Source organism: Pseudanabaena sp. SR411, assembly GCF_002251945.1.
In the GTDB taxonomy this organism is placed as follows: domain Bacteria; phylum Cyanobacteriota; class Cyanobacteriia; order Pseudanabaenales; family Pseudanabaenaceae; genus Pseudanabaena.
Map to the genome: position 1 here is coordinate 1 of NZ_NDHW01000141.1, position 20,623 is coordinate 20,623.

Below are 20,623 nucleotides of genomic sequence, written 5' to 3' on the forward strand. Positions count from 1 at the left end.
CAATGCTGACATTGGCCCACCTTGAGAACCAGTAGTCAAAATTAGAATTTGATCATCACGATAATGACGTAGATTTTGTAAAGGTTGGAACAGATCATCGCGGCACTTAATGTAACCAAGATTACGCGCATGGGCAATGACGTTCAGCATTGATCTGCCAACTACGCCAACCACGCGCCCTTGCTTATCAGCAATATCCAAAATCATGTTCACACGATGAACAGAAGATGCAAAAGTGGTGATAATCACCCGACCTTTTGCCATCATGATGTATTTCTCAAGGTTAGGATATACAGCCCTTTCCGAAGGCGTAATTCCAGGGCGTTCCGCATTAGTCGAGTCACTAATCAAAGCCAATACGCCTTTTTCGCCATGTTCTGCAAGACGAGCAAGATCGAAGAATTCACCATCAACAGGAGTATGGTCAATTTTGAAGTCACCAGAGTGAATAACCATCCCCGCAGGTGTATTGATCGCGATCGAGAAACTGTCAGCGATTGAGTGAGTATTACGAATGAATTCCACAAAGAAGTTAGTACCAACACGAACAATATCGCGGGGCATGACACGGCGGAGTTCGGTACGATTTAGGACACCTGCTTCGCGAAGTTTGTCTTCGAGCAGAGCCATTGCTAAACGAGGACCATAAATAACAGGAATTTCAAATTGCTTCAAATGGAATGAAATTGCACCGATATGATCTTCGTGACCGTGGGTGACGATCATGCCTTTGATCTTATGTTTGTTTTCGCGTAAATAAGTCATATCAGGCAATACGACGTTTACTCCTGGCATCATGTTGTCAGGGAAAGACAAGCCCCCATCAAGGAGCATGATTTCGTCGTTATATTCAAATACCCATGTATTTTTGCCAATTTCATGGAGTCCGCCGAGGGCAATAATTTTGAGTGCTGGTGCGTTAGATGTAGTCATAGGTTATCTCTAATGTAAAGAAAAAAGTAAAAGGTAAAAAGGTAAAAATTGAATATTCTGAATACTCAAGGTGATTCAATTTAATGGGTGAAGCTAAACTCTGCGTTTATAAGTACTTAGATAGAATGACTAAAAAGGTGTATTCCCCCCCAAGTTCATAATTATCAGAAGTAATAAAACTCTATGTCTCTAGATTTGAAGTTGTCAGGCTTTACTAGGAAAGAATTCCAACTTTTTTTAATACAACTTTGAGCTTTGCTTCAAGTTCGTCATTACCAGCAACTAGAGGCGATCGCACTACGCCTGTATCTAATCCCAATAAGCGCAGAGCTAACTTGAGAGGGATTGGATTACTAGTTAAAAATAAAGCTTTAAACAAAGGAAAAAGTTGAATATGGATTTGCAATGCTTCTTGAACTTTGCCTGCGGCAAAGGATTGCATCATTGTTTGAAGTTGCTTGCCAACTAGATGGGAGGCAACGCTAACCACTCCCTTTGCACCCACAGCCATTAATGGCAATGTGAGAGAGTCATCACCTGAATAGATCGCAAAATCGGCTGGTGTGAGGGCGCGAATTTGACTAGCTTGATCTAAATCACCTGTTGCTTCTTTAATCCCAATAATACTAGGGATTTCAGCCAGTTTAGCAACAGTCTCAGGTTCTAGTTTGCAACCTGTGCGACTAGGAACATTATAGAGAAGAATCGGAAGCTCTGGTGCAGCTTCGGCGATCGCTCGAAAATGTTGATATAAACCTTCTTGCGGAGGCTTGTTGTAATACGGTGTTACTTGCAGTGTACCATCTAATCCGAGATGTGCGGCTTTTTGAGTAGCCTCGATCGCTTCAGAAGTGGAATTTGATCCTGTACCTGCCATGATTTTCGCTTTACCAGCGATCGCCTGCTGTAACACCGAAAACAATTTATATTCCTCATCCCAACTCAGGGTTGGCGATTCGCCTGTCGTACCACATACGACAATCGTATCAGTCCCCGTCTCGACCAAATGAACGGCAAGCTGTTCTGCTTTCGCATAATCGACATTCCCTTCTCTATCGAAAGGAGTAATCATTGCCGTTAGTAAACGTCCGAAATCGATTTCACTCATAGATACTCATAAATAGAAGCTTGCCAACCAAATTTTGCTAGCCAAATAGTACTTCGCACTGTTTATTGGACTTAGATGAGAGACTTAGCAATCACTAGTTCGGCGATCTGGACTGCATTTAAGGCAGCCCCTTTCCGAATTTGATCACCGCATATCCATAATTCCAAACCATTAGGGTGAGAGATATCTTGACGAATTCGCCCTACCAATACATCATCCTTACCGCTAGCATCAATCGGCATTGGGAAATAATTTTTCGTAAAGTCCTCTACCAACTCTACTCCAGCCGCTGTAGCTAGAATTTCTCTAGCTTTGTCTGGATTAAAGGGATGAGCAAACTCTAGATTAATCGCTTCAGAATGCGCTCGCAATACGGGAACCCGTACACAGGTAGCCGTGATCCGAATATCGTGATCGCCAATAATCTTGCGAGTTTCATTCACCATTTTCATCTCTTCCTCGCAATAGGAATTTTCTGTCATCGGTGAATTGTGGGGAAACAGATTAAACGCAAGCGGATAGGGCAGGATCTCAGGTATAGCAGGCTCACCATTGAGCATTGCTTGAGATTGCACTTTCACTTCTTCCATTGCTCTCGCACCTGCCCCACTTGCTGACTGATAAGTGGAGACGACGATACGCTGGATTGGTTGCACCTGATGGAGAGGATATATGGCTACGGTCATCAAAATGGTCGTGCAGTTAGGATTGGCGATGATGCCTTTGTGCTGAGCCGCCGCTTCAGGATTGACCTCTGGCACAACTAGCGGTACATCAGGATGCATCCGAAAAGCACTGGAGTTATCAATGGAAATAGCTCCTGCCTTAGTGGCGATCGGTAACCATTTCTTAGAAATGCTCCCACCTGCGGAAGCAAGCACAATATCTACATTGTCAAAAGATGACTCAGTAACAGCCTCAATAATTAAATCTTGGCCAGCAAAGGAAATCGGCTTACCCGCCGATCGCTCTGAAGCCAAAACCTTCAACTTACCTAAAGGAAAATTTCTTTCTGCTAGCAAAGCCAGAAGCTCTGTACCAACTGCGCCTGTTGCTCCAAGAATGGCAACGTTATATTTCCTACTCAATGAACCTCCAAAATAAAAACATCAAATTAGGTGGAAAACTTTTGCTAAGACGATGAAGTGACTTATGTATAGTTTCGTCATTTATGTCTTGCTAGATTACATATTAACAAACTTTCAGAATATTGCTAATTTTTTTGGCTATGGCCCAGTAAAAATTGCATCTTCGACATCTTGGCGACTGAGGGAATAGGGAAATGCGCGTTGAATTTCTTTGCCACCATAGGCATCTTGAATATAGCGGACACGGATATCTTCAACATCCATCACGATTTCTGCTTGCCATGACGATCGCGTAACGCGCCAGACATTAGGATTTGACTGATCTTGGTAACATCCCTGCTCGTCTAGCCATGCTTCCAGCGCAGGCAAGGGATGATTATAGAGTGGTGTTGTAGGAGAGGGAAGCGCCATAGCAGACGAGTTTATAGGAATTGTCAAAGAATTGTTATGGGAAGTAAGTCCAAAAAGCTGATATCCAAAAAGCTGATATAGGTGCGATCGCTTCAGGTAAAAGGCGATCGCCTCTTAGTAGGGCGACTAAAACAACTAACACTAAACAAGCAACTAGCGTAGCACCAATTAACAAGAGTGAAAATAGTTCACCACCAGATAATGGACGCTCAGTAGGTAAACCATCATCATCTGCTGTTTGGAGGTTTTTGGGTGTTTGATTTTGGGATTTTACACCATTATCAAAGGTTGCGTACTGAAATCGGGAAAACTGAATACGGCGATCGTAGGCACTGCGGCGCTCAGCATTACTAAGCGTGGCATAGGCTTCGTTAATTTGGCGAAAATTTTCCACTGCATCATCTTTAGGCAATTGGGTCGTATCAGGATGATAGAGCTTGCTAAGATCGCGATAGGCTCGACGAATATCGATTTCACTTGCCCAAGGAGTGATACCGAGGATGGCGTAATAGGTTTTAGACATAGCACTTACAGATATAATCTACTGACAAAGCCTACAAGCAACAGCAATTTTCATTATGAAACCGATTTTAGGTTTTTTAGCGCCTTCGGCGCTAAAAAACCTAAAATCGGTTTCATAATTGTCCACCTTCTCAGTTGTGCTATTTTCATGCCTTGGACTCGCATTATCAGTGCTTTATTAGTTATTCCCCTCGTACTAGCGGCGATCGCCCTAGGTGGATGGGCGTTCACCGCCGCATTTGCATTGCTGGTGGTTTTTGGTGAGATGGAATATTTTGCATTGGTACGAGCCAAGGAAATTGTCCCAGCCAGCAAGATCACGATCTTTGTCAGTTTAGCATTGCTGATCGTTTCACAAGTAAGGGTTGATCTTGCTGATGCAGTAATCCCGATCGCAGGAACATTTATTTGTTTTTATCTGTTGTTTCAGTCACGCATTGCCACAATTTCTGATATTTCCGCATCAATATTGGGATTGTTTTATGGTGGTTACTTACCTAGCTTTTGGGTGAGGATTAGAGGGATCGGCGATAGCACAATCTTTGAAGTCAGCGATCGCCTGCACCAGTTTGATTTCTTTAATCAATTACGCAATCTCGATCAGCTTTCGTGGCTGAAAATCACTTTTCCCGTATCCTCTGGGGCAGTTTATGTAGTGATGGCTTTTTGCTGTATTTGGGCTTCCGATGTGGGCGCTTATATATTTGGCAAAGTGTTTGGGCGCACCAGACTTTCGGATATTAGCCCCAAGAAAACCGTAGAAGGGGCGATCGCAGGTTTACTGTGCTGCTGTATAACGGCAATTATCTGGGCGTTTAGTCTGGGCTGGGCTGAATGGTGGCTGCTAGGTGGAATTCTAGGCTTATTGATCGGGATTGCGGGGTTACTTGGTGATCTTACTGAATCAATGATGAAACGTGATGCTGGGGTCAAAGATTCAGGTCAGATCATGCCGGGGCATGGTGGCATTCTCGATCGTGCTGATAGCTATGTGTTTACTGCGCCTTTGGTGTATTACTTCCTGACTTTGATTTTGCCCCTTGTCCATAAAGCTTCTTGATCATTTTTTTGCTGCCTATTGCTTAAGCTCAAACCCAAGAAGACGGCGCATAACGCCGCTTTCTTGGGTTTGAGCTTAAGCTAGCCCAAACCAAGCTAGATAAGTTGAAAGAATTGACTTACCAAAAAACAGTGAAATCGCGCCGCCCAAGGCTAAAAAAGGACCGAAGGGAATTGGCTGTTGTTTACCTAAATCTTTAGTAAATATAGCGAACACCCCAACAAGAGTACCGATCGCCGAAGCAATCAAAATCGTCAGCAAAACATTTTGCCAACCTAACCACATACCAATCATCGCCGCAAGTTTTGGATCACCACCACCCATTGCTTCTTTTTGTAGGAAGACTCTACCCGCAATTCGCATAATGTCTAAAAGCCATATACCTAAGACAGCTCCGCCGATACCAAATAGTAATATTGTGGGAAAAGCGACGCGATCGCCGCTCTTCATCGAAGCTAAACTAATTTGATAAATTAAACCTAATACCAAACCTGATTGCGTTAAGGAATTGGGCAATGTCATTGTGTCAATGTCAATCATGGCAAGAGCTAACAACCAACTGAGAAACGTGGCGTAAAAACACAAAATCAGGATTGGTATTGAGGTTCCAAAATATACAGCCACACACCAAAACAGAAAAGCAGTTAGCGCTTCGATCGCAGGATAGCGCCATGACACAGGTGTATGACAATAACGACATTTTCCTTTAATCAAAAACCAGCCAATAATCGGAATATTATCGCGGGACGCAAGTTGACGTAGACAATGGGGACAACGCGAAGGCGGATGTAAAATTGATAAGCCTGCTGGAACGCGATAAATTACCACGTTTAAGAAGCTACCAATACAGGCTCCGAGAACAATCGCTAAACATTGCAAAAAAAGAGATTCAATTAATAGCAAAGAATTAAGAAAAGTTTGTTAAATCAATAATAAATAAAATGAGCCAAGCAATGCTTGGCTCATTTTATTTATTATTGATTCATTGGGGCTTATCTAGGTAAACATATCGTGCGTGTTACCGTACAATCTATGCCATCATAATCGCGACAAACTTTACGAGCAGTGGCTTCCGCTTGCCTGCTACTAGTTGACCAAGCTGTTCCTGCTGCACCATTGCTACCTTCAGCGATCGACATACAAGCATTACGAGTCCACACCATCACCTCACAATCTCCTGGGGCAGAGCTACTTTCACATTCACTCAAAGCTCGATTTTCCGCAGCAGCTCGAGTTCGATAATTCCAAGAATAGCCTTTATCTTGAGTTGAAGGAGAGCGGGCGATCGCTCCATAGCTATTTTGTGCTACAGCTTCTAATGCTCCCGCAGAAATTGTCGGAATTATCACGGCAGCCGCGATCGCTAAAGAATTCCAGAATTTTTTAGACATATTCAATCCTCTTTAGACTATTGTTGAAACCCTATATTTTGTATGTTACCCCGCAAATTATATTTTGCTTAACCCGTTAGTATATTTGTAACGCCTCAGAACAAAGCTGAAAATCACAAAACTTTTATATAGAAAGCATTTTAGCCATTTTTAAACCTCAAGTAATTCTCAATAAGCACTACTTTTGTGGGTTTATTGAGAATTACTTGAGGTTTATTTGCTATAGATCAAAAAAGAGTTCACTAGTACAAAACAAAACCCAAGGAGGGAGTTGCGGCACGAAGCGCCGCAACTCCCTCCTTGGGTTTTATGTCCTAAGCAAAACTTGCTTTGCTATAGATAAAAACGATGCTGGGAGAGTTGCTGATTTTGGACTTTATGGTGACGGCTATATTAAAATGTGAACGAAAGAATAGTTATCCTAGGAATTAGCAATTGCTCACCAGTACCAAAAATCCACTAGTCAAGCAACTGCGATCGCTTGGTGAGAATACTAAAGATCGGAAAGAACAAGGACTATTTTTAGTAGAAGGAACTCATGCCCTGACAGAGGCGATCACTACAGCTTATCCGCTTTCAATAGTCTGCTGTACCGAAAAATGGATCGCAGTGAACCCTGATTTGTATGAACAGATAGCAGGGTCTGAGGAAATCGAAAGATTAGAAATTGTCTCCGAAGAAGTACTTCAAGCGATCGCCACTACCAAAAATCCTGACGGAGCGATCGCGGCTGCCCTATTGCCATCTCGCGAAATTGCCCAAATCCATAGCTTAGGTTTAGCCCTAGAAACAATTCAAGATCCCGGAAATATTGGGGCGATCGTGCGATCGGCGGTTGCTGTGGGGATTGACGGCATGTTGGTGAGTAGTGACAGTGTGGATTTGACTAATCCCAAAATTATTCGGGCTACCGCAGGGCAATGGTTTCGCTGTGCGATGCAAACATCTATAGATATCGCAGAGGATATTCGCAAATTGCAGTCTCAAGGAATAAAAGTAATTGCTACATTAGCTAATGCGCCTAAAACCTATTGGGACTATGACTTTACGCAACCGACTTTGATTTTGTTGGGTAATGAGGGGAATGGACTATCACCAGAATTAATTGAACTTGCCGATGAAGCGGTATCAATTCCTCAAAGCGATCGCGTTGAGTCCTTAAATGTGGCTATTTGTGCAGCATTACTGCTCTACGAAGCAAAACGTCAACGACGCTAAAACATAAAATGAGGCGCACGCTCAGCGTGCGCCTCATTTTATTTATACAAATAAATTTTCAAAGAGCGTGCTTCGCACGCTCTTTGAAAATTTATTTGGGTTTTAAGAAAGCGCAAAACGCTGTAAAGTTAGCGCTGTATATATTGTCCAGCTATCCATCAACAACAATAACAACGTAAACACCAGCAAAATCAGATACATCCAAGGCTGAGCCAGAGGGCGTACATCTCTCGTATCAATTCCTGTACGTTCTTCAACCTGTTTGACTAATTGCGTAAAGCCGACTACCCGCATTGGTAATAAATAAGCTTGCTCAGAGTCCTTGCTGACAAAATAATAAACAAGGCCACCCTGACCAGTAATTCTTGGTTTGAGAGCCTTGATATCTTGCCAAGACAATGACCATCCCCTACGAAAAAATTTTGGGAACCATTGTGGGTAAACCAAACTAATCCCTTGATCATCAAGAATCACGCGATCGTTAAGCGCCCCATACAAAAACACAAACCCAATTACTAAGCCAATACTTAACCATGAGGCAGGAATATTAGCATGGGTAAAGTTGCTCAAAAAGGGTAGAGGAGCAGTAAGAGCAATATATAACAGTAATAAAGTAATCCGAATCAGTGGCGAAACTTTAAAAACATTGATCATATTCACTAGGGATTTTATGTTTTAGGCGATCGCAATTAACTTAACATTGTTTTTTAGGGGTAATCTGATAAATGATGGATATGATTAAACATCAAAAACACTTACATACAGTACGGATGGTGTAAAACGTGGGTTGGCGTGTACGTGGCGTTCGTGGTGCAACAACAGTTGAGGCAAATACATACGAAGCCCTAGAGAGGGCTGTGCTAGAGCTTATGGAGGAGATCGAGGCACAAAATGATATTGATCCGCGCGAAATAGTAAGTGCTACTTTTTCGGCAACAACAGATATTGATGTGGTATTTCCTGCCAAAATCGCCCGATCGCGATCACAATGGGAAAATGTCCCGCTTTTAGATGTGCAGCAAATGTATGTTGAGGGTAGTTTAGAGCGCTGTATCAGAGTATTAATTCACGTAAATACACCGCTTGAACAGCACCAAATTAAACATATTTATTTAAATGGCGCACGTGATTTGCGTCCCGATCTCGTTTACGCTCAAATTTGAGAAAATAGAGGGAGTGCCAAGCACTCCCTCTATTTTCTAGATACAATCAGTTCAAACGTAAGATAATAGCCCTATGGTCACAAGAATTTTTCTGTGTAACGAACAGACTGAACCAGAGATTCGCGATTTTATTCGTGAAGCGATCGCCGATATCTCTGAGGGGGAGCAGTATATCGTTACGTGGAACTGCGGCAACATTCAAACGCTTAAGGTAGGCGATCGCGCTTACTTTAAGCGAATCGGTAGTGCCAATCAGGGCTATTTTGCTTCGGGAACTGTAGTTCCTGCGGATCGTGAATATCAACTCAAACTGCGATCGGCTCGTTATCGGGAACTGAGCGAAGCCTACGACATTGACTCACAGGCTAATAATTTTCGGATATGGGTGGCTTGGGATGCCTGTGTTAGCTTTGATGAGCCACTCAGAACTGACTATTTGCGCCAGCTACCACATTTTCAAGGAATGCCCCTCGAGCCACAGAGTGACGCAGGTGTATTTCGTGAAGAGTATGTGCGAATGCTTGAGCGTGAGTGGGAACGTCAAACTCAAAAAGCGTTTCGGGCTGGCAAGGGCATTAGTTTGGTTGATGTGTATTACCGTTGGGGGTTAGAGGATATTCAGCAGGGTTTCCCTCAAGATGCGTTGGAGTCATTTCGGCAAGCACTAAAACTCAATCCTAATTTTATTAAGGCATATTTGGGGCTAGGGGATGCCCATGTGAGTTTGCGGGAATATGCCAAAGCGGTGGGAGACTATGGCAAGGCTATTTCCATGCGTCCCGATAAGGCGAGGCTTGCCTATTACAAGCGGGGTGAAATTAATTTCTTGCTGGGACAGTTTCAGCAAGCGATGGCGGATTTTCAAGCGGCGATCGCCATTGATCCCAACTATGCCGATGCTCACTTTTCTCTAGGCAATACCTATTTCAAGCTTAAGAGCTACGAACAGGCGATCGCTTGTTACAGCAAAACCCTTGAGATAAGTCCTGATCGAGATTTGGCAGCGTTCCGACGGGGACGCTCGCACTACATTCTTAAAGAATTTCCTGAAGCAATTCGCGATTTTAGCCACGCGATCGAGCTACAGCCTAGCAATGTCGATGCCTATTACTATCGTGGTTTAGCTTATTCTCAACCTGACGTTGCCGATGAAACCCTTGCTGGTGACGATTTCCGTAAAGCGATCGTCCTTTATCAAACTCAGGGTAAACCTGAAAAGGCAAAAAAAGCCAAGGAGTTGTTGGAAACTCTCGCAATTGATTCTCTGCCTAAGGCTAGACCAAGAAGTAGCTATGCGATCAGCGCTTCTGAAACTGACACTAATGTTGTTGTAGATAATCCGCCCGAAATTATTGCTGAAGTTCCCCTAGCTATGTCTACGAGTACTGATAGTAATGATGATGATAAGGATGAAGAAACTAGCAGACTGATTATGGCGACGGAACCAATTTCTAATGAAGTCGCTATTTCTAATGCGGAATCTGCCATATCTGATTTGACTGAAGCGATCGAAAAGATTGTAGAAGTTGAAAAGATTGTGGAAAAGGTTGTGGAAGTGGAAAAGATTGTGGAGGTCGAGAAGATTGTAGAAGTCGAAAAAATAGTCGAGGTGGAGAAATTAGTTGAAGTCGAGAAGGTAGTCGATCGCGTAGTTGAGAAATTTGTAGATCGTGTTGTCGAGAAAGTTGTCGAAAAACCAATACCTTTCTCCATAGAAGATCCCAGCACTGCGGAAAAACTAGCCATGATCTCGGTGATGGCTCAGTATATGCGTGACGGATGGCTAGTGCGATCGGTGGATAAGTCCCAAGTCGGCTACGATCTTGAATGCACCAAAGATGATCTTTGCGAAGCAGTAGTAATTAAGAGCTTTACCAGCGATCGCGATTCCTTTGCAATTTCGGCGATCGAGATTGAAAATGCCCGTAGCAACAAGGATTTTGTATTGTGGGTAGTCAGTGGTGCTGCTGAAAATCCTGAATTACGCTGTTTACGAGGACGGGAACTATTCGAGCAATTCGACCTCGATCCGCTCGCCTTCGCTGCCAAAGTCCGCCAAGCCGCAGTTCAACTAGAGTTTGCACCAGTTGCTCTCGAAATGCCACAATTTGAGTAACAATCAAAAAACAACTGATGTTTAAGTGTCATGTTTGTAGTTCAATTGAATGCCATGTTGAATATGTCAATGAGTTTTTTGAAATTGGTGATAAGTTTTATCTTGTTGAAAATATTCCTGCTACAGTTTGTTCTCGCTGTGAAGAAGAGATTTTTAGCTGTGAAACCTCTGAGGCTATTAGAGTTATCAAACAACGTTTACATTGGACTCTCCACCGATCTCATCGATTATTCCTGCTACGATTCCCAGATGGTCTAGGTTTTGCAATGTTATCTCGCTACTCATATCTCCCTCCTCTTTCCTAACCTTAGTTTTTTTTCTATTCTAATTATTTTGATCTTCTTTGGAGATCGGAATGTGGGTTATATAATTAAGCATATCAATTTTTGTAATACAGCAATATTGTGACTGAAATCTCTTCAAATCTTGAAATTCAAGCAAGATTACTAGAATTACGCAAACTACTGCAACGCGCTAGTTATGAATACTATGCCCTTGATACTCCTACAATAGAGGATTCAGTTTATGATGCATTTTATCAGGAATTACAAAAACTTGAAACTCAATATCCACAGCTAATCACTCCCGATAGTCCTACTCAGAGAGTAGGCGAAAAACCAACTACTCAGTTTGTATCAGTTCAGCATCACATTCCGCTTTATAGTTTAGAAAATGCGTTTACTTCCAATGACGTGAACACTTGGCAAGAGCGTTGCCAAAAAGGACTAGAGCGACAAGAATTTCTAGATAGTGTTTGTGAATTAAAAATTGATGGATCGGCGATCGCCTTAACCTATGAGCATGGTGTACTAGTGCGTGGCGCAACGAGAGGCGATGGCACATCAGGCGAGGACATCACCCCAAATATTAAAACTATCCGTTCCATTCCCTTACGATTAAATTTAGACAATCCCCCTGATCGCTTAGAAATTCGTGGGGAAGCTTTTTTGCCGATCGCCGTTTTTGATGAGATTAACCAAGAGCGATCGCAACAGGGAGAGGCGCTATTTGCTAATCCTCGCAATGCCGCCGCAGGTACTTTACGCCAACTCGATTCGCGCATTGTCGCCAAACGCCGCCTTGATTTCTTTGCCTATACCATCCATTTCCCCAGTCCCTCTCCCAGAGGGACTGGGGAAATGGATGGTTCGCAAAATCTACCTGATATTTCTTCTCAATGGCAAGCTCTCGAATTTTTACAGCAAATAGGATTTCGTGTAAATCCGAATAAACGACTCTGCAAATCGATTCAGGAACTACAAGACTATTATGATTTTTGGGCAACGGAACGGCACAAGCTGCCCTATATGACCGATGGCATGGTGATGAAACTAAATGCGTTCTTGCAACAGGAACAACTCGGCTTTACGCAAAAAACTCCACGTTGGGCGATCGCATGGAAGTATCCCGCCGAAGAAATGCCGACGATTATCGAAGCTGTCACCGTGCAAGTGGGGCGCACAGGCACTCTCACACCCGTCGCCGAGTTACGTCCCGTATTGCTAGCTGGCACAACTGTTGCGCGGGCAACTCTGCACAATAGCGATCGCCTCGCTGAACTGGATTTGCATGTTGGCGATACGGCGATCGTGCGGAAAGCAGGAGAGATTATTCCTGAAGTGGTGCGCGTACTGCCTGAATTGCGTCCCAATGGTGCAACTCGGTTTATGATGCCCATCCATTGCCCAGAGTGCGGTCAACCCGTCTTCAAACCAGAGAATGAAGCGGCTACCCGTTGCATTAATCTCCAATGTCCTGCAATCGTGCGGGGCGCGATCGAGCATTGGGTCAGCCGTGATGCTTTGGATGTTAATGGGATTGGCGAGAAATTAGTCAGACAACTAGTAACTGAAAATCATGTAACTTCTGTTGCTGATTTGTACGATTTAACTAGCGATCGCTTACAAACCCTCGATCGCATGGGGCAGAAGTCTGCTGACAAGATCGTTGCGGCGATCGCACAATCAAAAACCAAACCTTGGGCGCGAGTACTGTACGGCTTAGGGATCAGACATGTGGGCAGCGTCAATGCTCAAAATATTGCTGATAATTTTCCTAATGTCGAATTATTAGCAAGGTCTACACCTGAAGTGATCGCTTCTATTTTTGGTATAGGTGAAGAAATTGCCCAAGCTATTTATGAATGGTTTCGACAAGAGGATAATCAGAATCTGATCCAGCGTTTACAAGTAGCAGGGTTGCAGTTTGTTGGCGAGAAGAAAGATGATCGGGCGATCGCCATAAATCCTAATATTGCAGGTAAAACCTTTGTGGTCACAGGAACATTGCCAACTCTGAAACGCGATGAAGCCAAGGCTCTAATTCAATCCGTAGGCGGCAAAGTTACTGATTCTGTTAGCAAAAAAACGCATTATCTTGTTGTTGGCGCAGAAGCTGGCTCAAAGTTAGAAAAAGCTAAATCTTTGGGTGTGCAATGTCTTTCAGAAGAGGAGTTAGTAAAATTGATTAACTCGTAAGAAGTTATTCAAGAATTAGTTTCTGCCATCAAAAATCCTAAGAGATCCCCCCAATCCCCCTTTTTAAGGGCAGTGCTATTTCAAGAAAGAGCTAGAGAGATTTTAAGAAAGTAAAGACAAGATTGCAGGTAAATTATGGGCAAAATAGTTTTCTGTTTGCTCCTAACCTTTCTTGAAATAGCACGGCTCTTCTCTCTGGGAGAGGGGGCTAGGGGGATGGCAAGCTTCATTCCACGTAACAACAGCATCAGATAAAGAAAGAGTGCAAGTATTATATTTGCTGAAAAGTAAGCAAGCAGACAGTACTCCTGACTCTCGCCATCTAGAAAGAACGAAAATATGGATAACCTTTAGGTACGCCCAATTCCTTGTCTAATTCAAAGTTGATAGTGCCCCAACGTGGTTCTTGATCTTCAGGAGGGCTAAATTCTACGGTTAAGCCATACAAGCTTTGGACATTAGAAATGATGGATGTATTTTCAAGATAAGGTTTAACTAAATCCATGTAGCGGAGAGCAATAGTAACTTTAATCGCTCGATAACCTTGGGTATAGAGCCGATCAATACTTTCATGAATTTCAAAGCGAATCCCGTCAGGATGAGTATGCTGGCGATACCATTCATCGTTCCATAGCCGCCATTGGCGATCAGATTGCAGATGGACTAGATCTTTGCAATTGGGCTGAACTTCAAAAGCACCATGACGCGGACAAAGATAGGTGTCAGTCAAAATCAAGGCAGGAATAACTTGCCGACAATGGGGACATTTAATTTCAGAACCAAAAATCGGATATTGCTGCACTGAGGTGACTATCCTCATGATTTATATAAATGGATTAGATCCTTATACCAATTCACGAAAGTGGGACAACACTTTTGTGAATTACCGACCAAACCCAGTAAGGGTTATCAAAACTAAAAATGGCTATGCCATTTTTAGTTTTGATATTAGTGTTGATCTTAACATGCTCATACTATAGCTTTAGCAGTTTTAGCTACTTAGGGGCGCACAGTAAAATAAAGAACCAATTTTTGTGGCGAGGCAAAGCTTCGCTACAAAAATTGGTTCTTATCGCAAAAAACTTACCGTACTTGGCAATTTTATTTTTTGGGACAAGAATTACTGTTTATGGTTCAGATAACACACTCTAAAAATCTGCAACCCGTTACAATCTTGAAGTTAAGTTTTAAAATCATCAAATAAGTAAGGTTAGGATGGCAAAAGCCAACCCAAAAGCCCAGTGGGGATCAGTTTTAAGCCGTGCAAACCACGCAGAAAAATATCTGCGGTGGTTCGTTGATTTTTGTCCCGTCCCGATCGCTATGTTTGATAGCAATCTAGATTACATATTAGTGAGTCAACCTTGGGTCAAAATGCTGGGCATTCCGCGCCTGAAGCTAATTGGCACAAATCTCTATGAATCATTGCCGATCGCGATCGCCCATAGAAGTGGACTAGAGCGATGCTTAAGTGGTGGGCAGATGCATTACACCGCAGAAATTGAGATTGCGGCTCGGTGTGAATCGGCAAACAATTTTCAGTGGGATGTCCAACCTTGGTATACCGATGATGGGTCGGCAGGTGGAATCATTGTTTCTAGCCATGCTCTAGCTGAGTCTCAGACAGAACTGCTGAAGAGTCAGCTTGCCGAAGAAATCGCTGAACGTCAATACCTTGAAGATGCTTTTACAAAAATTGGCACAGCGATTGAAAGTGCCAATGATGCCATCTGCATTACGGATGGAACAGGACAACCGATTTATATCAATCTTGCCTTTAGTGATCTATTTACCTATAGTCTATCGGCTCTACAGAAATCGAACTTGCAGTCTCTATTTACGGATAGGCAAACTGCCAAGGTGATCCATGCGGCGGTGATGCGTGGTGGAACTTGGACAAGTGAACTGGAAATGCTCGATCTCGATCATCAGCGTATCCCTATTTCCATAAGGGTAAATCCAGTCAAAAGTCCTTCGGGCGAGGTGATTGGCACAACTTATATTTGTACAAACATCCGCGATCGCAAAGCCGCTGAAGCCGAAATCAACAAAAGTTTTGCGGCGCTTGGCGCGACCCTTGAAGCCACAGCCGATGGTATTTTGGTGCTAGATGCGATCGGCAATATTATTATCTGCAATCAAAAATTTGTCGATCTGTGGCGAATTCCCGATCGCATTTTTCGTTCCCATGATGACTCACATATCCTCCAATATGTAGCTAAGCGAATTAGCTCAGCAAAATATTTGCAGAACTTTGGCAAGGGACTCGGTAGTGACCAGAATAGCTTTGAGATTGTCGAGTTAGATGATGGCAGAACTCTCGAATGTTATTCGCAACCACAAAATGTTTTGGATAGTTGCGCAGGTCGGGTTTGGAGTTTACGCGATATTACCGAAAGGCTAGCGGCTGAGGCTCTAGTTCGTGCTTCCGAAGAAAAATATCGATTGCAAGCTGAAAAGCTCGAACATGCTTTGCAAGAGCTAAAAAGTACACAGTCACAATTGATTCAAGCTGAAAAAATGTCAGGGTTGGGGCAACTAGTAGCAGGCATAGCCCATGAAATTAACAATCCTGTGAATTTCATTTATGGGAATCTCTCCTATGCTGATACCTATACATCTGAGTTATTAAGTCTTGTGGAAATGTACCGCGCTTACTATCCAGAACCCGTTGAAGCAGTGCAGATAAAGCTAGAAGAAATCGATATTGATTTTCTCGCTAGTGATTTTGTGAAGTTAGTCGGTTCAATTCGGATTGGTGCAGAAAGAATTCAAAAGATTGTGCAATCACTAAATAAATTTTCACGCAGTGACGAAGAAGGATGTAAATCTGTCGATATCCACGAGGGAATTGATAGCACTTTGATGATTTTGCAAAGCCGTCTCAAGGCTACGCCACATCGTCCTGAGATTCAGATTGAAAAAAATTACGCAAATCTACCTGAAGTGGAATGCTATGCAGGGCAGCTAAATCAGGTGTTTATGAATTTGCTGACCAATGCGATCGATGCCCTTGAGGAAGATGCTCAAGCCAATGGAATTTGGCAGGTCGTAAATGAGAAACCGCAATGGACTAGGAAAGATGGCAAAGTTTCTAAAATTTTGATTCAGACGGAGATTCTCAATGACACACAAATCACGGATATGCAGAGAAGCGATCGCTTAGTCATTAAAATTTCTGACAATGGCAATGGCATTCCCGACGAGTTACGCAATCGCTTGTTTGATTTGTTTTTCACCACTAAGCCTGTGGGCAAAGGTACAGGTTTAGGGCTATCGATCGCCTATCAGATTATTACCGAAAATCATGGTGGTAAGTTGTCCTTTAGTTCAGAAGTGGGCAAAGGTACAGAATTTACGATTGAGATTCCTTTAAACCAAACCCAAAGAGCATAAGCAGCACGAGGCACTGCTAAGCTCTTTGAGATATACTTCAGCGTAAAGTGCTGTGATAAAAACTATGCGATCGCAATGGGAATGTCTGCTGCAAAACCTTGGCTGTTGGCAAGGTTCATTTACGCGATTATCAACAAAGGGTGAAATATTAGAAGATATTCCCAGCGAAACTAGTCTGGAACTTAAGGCAGACAATCAAACAGTCCGTCAGGTTGTGCGTCGTTTTTATGACGGTCAGCCACAAGATTTAGTTTTGGAATATCGCACTCTCAATCGGAGTACTACCTTTTTTGAGAATGGTGCTTTTTCGCAAGGAGCGTTGCAATTTGCACCCTATACAGAATTTGGTGCAGAGTTGGGCTTGATTTATGGCGATCGCCGTTTGCGTCTGGTTACTCTCTATGACAAATCCAGCCAACTTGATCGCCTTACTTTCATTCGTGAACATTTACCTAATAGCACCACACCCGAACGTCCAGCCTTGACCCTAAATGATTTGTTAGGCAAATGGGAAGGTGAAGCAATTACGATCGCTGCCGATTGGCCAGAACCAGAAGTCATACAGACAGTTACTGAATGGAAACAGGAAGGCGATCGTGTGATCATGTCTTTACAAATGCAAACACCACAAATGCAAACACCAATTGGCACAAGGACGATTACCTCGATTGCGAGGATTGATCCACATAATCCCCAAATCCTTAACTTTGAGCAGGATACTTTGCCAATCCAAACTTTGTTTTTACCAGATGGTGCATCAATGACTTGTCCTGTGGAGATCGCTACCCGTCAGCCATTTCGCCTATCTATTTCGTGGTTACTAGAATCAAACCTACACCAGCGCATAATTCGGGCTTATGATCACAAAGGAGGATGGGCTAGTCTGACATTAGTGACTGAGCGCAAAGTGGGGTAGTCTGATTAGTGATTTGCTATGCAAATCATTACTCTCCTATGCGAAATTATATGGCAGACACCAGTCGCAAGCTTCTAATTAAGCGCATTGTTATAATGTTGCTTTTTCTGACACTTTTTATTGGTGCATTTTCGGGTGCACTCTATTTTTACCAAAACGATCGCACGCAGCGATCGGCAGATCTGAACTTTGGTGATGATCAAGCACCAAATCGGATCAATGTTGCGGTTAGTCTCATGGGAGTTGATCCCATCAAATCCGAGATAAATCTTAGGTTTGTGCCGAAGCCTGAAGGCACATATGCTAAAGATGAGCGCCTCACTAAAGATCTCAAATTCTTTACAGGGATCGAAAGTGGTAAAGCTGAAGTTACCCTTGAAAAAAATCGTATTCCTGACGCAGTGACTGGCTCTTTATCCATCGCTAATGGCCGGGTTAGTGACTATCCTTTTGATGTGCATAGCTCTGATTTCTATCTCTTTTTTACTAACCCTAAAGATGAGAAAGAAGAAATTCCTATGTCAGTTGATTTTTATGGAGCAATTTCTGGCTATAACATTGATGTTGATTACATTCCCAAAGCTGAATTTGAGTCCACTGATAGCTACATTGGCTTAAGAGTCACTGTATCGCGATCAGTCATCACTAAGTCGTTCTCGATCTTCTTGATGGTGGCGATGTGGTTGATCGGCTTGGTGATTTTTACGATGACGATGATTGTGGTTTGGCAACCTCGTCCAATTGAATTTGGGATGTTTACTCTCATTGCAGGTATGTTATTTGCCCTGCCTGCGGTGCGAAACCTTCAGCCCAGTGTCCCTCCCCTTGGCGGTTTGTCAGACTTTCTCTCATTTTTCTGGGCTGAGTCGCTCGTAGCCGTATCAATGCCAATTCTCTTTTTCACATGGCTAACGCGCTATAAAAAGCCTAGCTAACTAAATCTTCAAGGCTTGCTTTGCAAGCCTTGAAGTAATCAAACCCAACTATCAATTTAACTATGTCATTACCGCCAATCATTGAGCAAATGCTCTTGCCTGAGTTCTACGAGCATCCTGTTACGAAGCCCATCCAGCTTTTACAAACCCATATTTCCTTTGTGCTGCTGACAGGCTCCTATGCTTACAAAGTCAAGAAACCAATGAACTTTGGCTTCTTAGATTTCTCCACCTTAGAAAAGCGCAAATATTTCTGTGAAGAAGAACTGCGGCTGAACCGTCGTCTAGCTCCTGACCTATATCTTTCAGTTTTGCCGATTATTGAAACAGAAGGGAAATATCACTTTGATCAGACTGGAACAGGAACGCCCGTAGAATATGCGATCGCGATGCCAGAATTCTCGCAAGAGGATTTGCTCATTGAGATGTTTGCTTCTGGACGGCTGACGGTTGACCATGTGAAACAGATTGGCGAACAGTTGGCAGTATTCCATCAGAATGCACTAACCAATGATCATGTTAATAGCTTCGGCACAATGGAAGCAGTTCGGGCGGTTGCAAATGATAATTATGCTTCTACTGAAAAGTACGTTGGGATTGCTCAAACTGAGGAGCAGCTTGCTCAAACCCGTGCCTATACAGATAAGTTCTTCGCAGAGAATGCTGATTTATTTAGCGATCGCATTGCTAAGGGCAAAGTCCGCGAATGTCATGGCGATGTGCATTTAAAAAATATCTGTCTCTATCAAGATCAAATCCAGATTTTTGACTGTATCGAATTTAATGAGCCATTCCGTAATAGTGATGTCTTGTACGATGCTGCATTTCTATTAATGGATTTGCAATTTCGCGGTAGAAGCGATCTTGCAAATATCTTTCTGAATACCTATCTAGAGCGCACAGGTGATTATGAAGGAGCCGTGCTGTTACCGCTCCATTGCAGTATGCGTGCTTACATTCGCGCTAAGGTGACATCCTTCTTGCTCGACGATCCGAATATTCCTGCGGATGTGAAAGCGAATGCTCAAACGGAAGCTTCAGCATATTACAAACTAGCGTGGGAATATACGCAACCCAAGCAAGGCAAATTAATCATCATGTCAGGTGTATCTGGCTCTGGCAAAAGCACAACGGCAAAAGCGATCGCCTCTGAGCAAGATGCCATTTATTTGCGATCAGATGCGATTCGTAAGCAGATTGCAGGAATTGGCTTAATGGAGCGTGGTAGTGATGACATTTACACGCCAGAGATGACTGCAAAAACCTATACCAGATTGGCGGAGTTAGGTGCTTTGTTAGCCAGCAAAGGCTTCACCGTCATTCTCGATGCGAAGTACGATCACATTAGTCTACGAGGTCAAGCGATCGCTTCCGCCCAATCCCAAAATATTCCTGTCGAAATTGTTTACTGCACTGCACCTGTGGAAGTTTTGGAGCAACGTTTACGCGATCGCTCTGCGGCAAATAATGACATCGCTGATGCGACGGTTGAGCTATTAGCCAGTCAGCAAGATGCCTTTGAAGATTTCACAACTGAGGAATTGGTCTTAGTGAAGAAAAGTTAGTTACGTTTACACAATTAAAATGTATATGCTGTAGGGGCTTAGCATTCCCAAATCAATCTATAAAATTCTTAGATCATTTTGATTTGGGAATGCTAAGCCCAAACCTTACAACGCAGGGACAATTTTTCTGTTAAAGCATAGAGGGCATAGCATTTGCGGATTGAGATTGCTGTGATAATTTTAAAATTGTGGCGCAAATGCTATGCCCCTTGTATCTAGGAAGAAAAGTAAAGGATAAAATCTTTACTACAATCCGAAAAAGCAAAAGCAGAGATAAACTCGTTCTGCCCCTAGGGACACCAAGCCCGTACTGTAGATAGAGTC

General features: G+C 43.0%; 19 protein-coding genes and 1 pseudogene. 10 read left to right on the plus strand and 10 right to left on the minus strand.

Annotated features, from left to right (window positions below; translation table 11 throughout):
• From B9G53_RS14990 to B9G53_RS15010, 5 genes are all read right to left on the minus strand, one after another.
• The coding region (locus tag B9G53_RS14990) for a ribonuclease J (RefSeq protein WP_141211792.1) at window positions 1–933 on the minus strand (933 nt) is incomplete at its 3' end.
• A gap of 214 nt (window positions 934–1,147) precedes the next feature.
• Complete coding sequence (dapA, locus tag B9G53_RS14995; protein WP_094533685.1) at window positions 1,148–2,041, minus strand: 4-hydroxy-tetrahydrodipicolinate synthase; 894 nt, start codon at window positions 2,039–2,041, stop codon at window positions 1,148–1,150.
• Between the two features lie 71 nt (window positions 2,042–2,112).
• Complete coding sequence (locus tag B9G53_RS15000; protein WP_094533687.1) at window positions 2,113–3,129, minus strand: aspartate-semialdehyde dehydrogenase; 1,017 nt, start codon at window positions 3,127–3,129, stop codon at window positions 2,113–2,115.
• A gap of 138 nt (window positions 3,130–3,267) precedes the next feature.
• A complete protein-coding gene (locus tag B9G53_RS15005; protein ID WP_094533689.1) occupies window positions 3,268–3,540 on the minus strand; it encodes a DUF3143 domain-containing protein in 273 nt (90 codons plus the stop codon).
• A 34-nt stretch (window positions 3,541–3,574) separates the two neighbouring features.
• A complete protein-coding gene (locus B9G53_RS15010; protein WP_094533691.1) occupies window positions 3,575–4,063 on the minus strand; it encodes a J domain-containing protein in 489 nt (162 codons plus the stop codon).
• A gap of 147 nt (window positions 4,064–4,210) precedes the next feature.
• Between B9G53_RS15010 and B9G53_RS15015 the strand changes: the two genes are divergently transcribed.
• The gene (locus B9G53_RS15015) at window positions 4,211–5,122 is read left to right on the plus strand and encodes a phosphatidate cytidylyltransferase (protein WP_094533693.1); all 912 of its coding nucleotides are present in this window, start codon (window positions 4,211–4,213) and stop codon (window positions 5,120–5,122) included.
• 75 nt (window positions 5,123–5,197) lie between these two features.
• On the opposite strand, the gene B9G53_RS15020 is transcribed toward B9G53_RS15015, so the two are convergent.
• The gene (locus B9G53_RS15020) at window positions 5,198–6,025 is read right to left on the minus strand and encodes an A24 family peptidase (protein ID WP_094533695.1); all 828 of its coding nucleotides are present in this window, start codon (window positions 6,023–6,025) and stop codon (window positions 5,198–5,200) included.
• 89 nt (window positions 6,026–6,114) lie between these two features.
• Window positions 6,115–6,513, minus strand: a complete 399-nt coding sequence (locus B9G53_RS15025) for a DUF4189 domain-containing protein (RefSeq protein ID WP_094533697.1) — start codon at window positions 6,511–6,513, stop codon at window positions 6,115–6,117.
• A 435-nt stretch (window positions 6,514–6,948) separates the two neighbouring features.
• On the opposite strand from B9G53_RS15025, the gene B9G53_RS15030 reads away from it, so the two are divergent.
• Window positions 6,949–7,731, plus strand: a complete 783-nt coding sequence (locus tag B9G53_RS15030) for an RNA methyltransferase (RefSeq protein ID WP_094533699.1) — start codon at window positions 6,949–6,951, stop codon at window positions 7,729–7,731.
• A gap of 102 nt (window positions 7,732–7,833) precedes the next feature.
• Here the strand turns inward: B9G53_RS15030 and B9G53_RS15035 are convergent, their stop codons facing one another.
• On the minus strand, window positions 7,834–8,385 hold the full coding sequence (locus tag B9G53_RS15035; RefSeq protein WP_094533701.1) for a hypothetical protein: 552 nt from the start codon (window positions 8,383–8,385) through the stop codon (window positions 7,834–7,836).
• Window positions 8,386–8,513: 128 nt separating this feature from the next.
• Between B9G53_RS15035 and aroH the strand changes: the two genes are divergently transcribed.
• The 3 genes and pseudogenes from aroH to B9G53_RS28535 all read left to right on the plus strand — a co-directional run.
• Window positions 8,514–8,894 (plus strand): chorismate mutase, encoded by a 381-nt coding sequence (gene aroH, locus B9G53_RS15040; RefSeq protein ID WP_094533703.1) that lies wholly within the window; start codon window positions 8,514–8,516, stop codon window positions 8,892–8,894.
• Between the two features lie 73 nt (window positions 8,895–8,967).
• Window positions 8,968–11,010 carry a tetratricopeptide repeat protein gene (locus B9G53_RS15045; protein ID WP_094533705.1) on the plus strand — a complete coding sequence of 681 codons (2,043 nt, stop codon included), beginning with the start codon at window positions 8,968–8,970 and terminating at the stop codon, window positions 11,008–11,010.
• A 17-nt stretch (window positions 11,011–11,027) separates the two neighbouring features.
• Window positions 11,028–11,156, plus strand: a pseudogene (locus B9G53_RS28535) (YgiT-type zinc finger protein); the annotation flags it as partial.
• A gap of 40 nt (window positions 11,157–11,196) precedes the next feature.
• Here the strand turns inward: B9G53_RS28535 and B9G53_RS28540 are convergent.
• Window positions 11,197–11,295 carry a DUF4277 domain-containing protein gene (locus tag B9G53_RS28540; RefSeq protein ID WP_254923667.1) on the minus strand — a complete coding sequence of 33 codons (99 nt, stop codon included), beginning with the start codon at window positions 11,293–11,295 and terminating at the stop codon, window positions 11,197–11,199.
• A gap of 119 nt (window positions 11,296–11,414) precedes the next feature.
• On the opposite strand from B9G53_RS28540, the gene ligA reads away from it, so the two are divergent.
• A complete protein-coding gene (gene ligA, locus B9G53_RS15055) occupies window positions 11,415–13,487 on the plus strand; it encodes an NAD-dependent DNA ligase LigA (RefSeq protein ID WP_094533709.1) in 2,073 nt (690 codons plus the stop codon).
• A 322-nt stretch (window positions 13,488–13,809) separates the two neighbouring features.
• Here the strand turns inward: ligA and B9G53_RS15060 are convergent, their stop codons facing one another.
• A complete protein-coding gene (locus B9G53_RS15060) occupies window positions 13,810–14,307 on the minus strand; it encodes a TIGR02652 family protein (protein WP_094533711.1) in 498 nt (165 codons plus the stop codon).
• Window positions 14,308–14,702: 395 nt separating this feature from the next.
• Here B9G53_RS15060 and B9G53_RS15065 point away from each other — a divergent pair, with 395 nt between their 5' ends.
• The 4 genes from B9G53_RS15065 (at window position 14,703) to B9G53_RS15080 (ending at window position 20,299) form a co-directional block, all read left to right on the plus strand.
• Window positions 14,703–16,883 carry an ATP-binding protein gene (locus B9G53_RS15065; protein WP_094533713.1) on the plus strand — a complete coding sequence of 727 codons (2,181 nt, stop codon included), beginning with the start codon at window positions 14,703–14,705 and terminating at the stop codon, window positions 16,881–16,883.
• A gap of 52 nt (window positions 16,884–16,935) precedes the next feature.
• Window positions 16,936–17,799: a DUF3598 family protein gene (locus tag B9G53_RS15070; RefSeq protein ID WP_254923666.1), complete on the plus strand. Its 864-nt coding sequence runs from the start codon at window positions 16,936–16,938 to the stop codon at window positions 17,797–17,799.
• Window positions 17,800–17,849: 50 nt separating this feature from the next.
• Window positions 17,850–18,734 (plus strand): DUF4436 family protein, encoded by an 885-nt coding sequence (locus tag B9G53_RS15075; protein ID WP_094533717.1) that lies wholly within the window; start codon window positions 17,850–17,852, stop codon window positions 18,732–18,734.
• 62 nt (window positions 18,735–18,796) lie between these two features.
• Window positions 18,797–20,299 (plus strand): bifunctional aminoglycoside phosphotransferase/ATP-binding protein, encoded by a 1,503-nt coding sequence (locus B9G53_RS15080; protein ID WP_094533719.1) that lies wholly within the window; start codon window positions 18,797–18,799, stop codon window positions 20,297–20,299.
• Window positions 20,300–20,623: the final 324 nt, after the last annotated feature.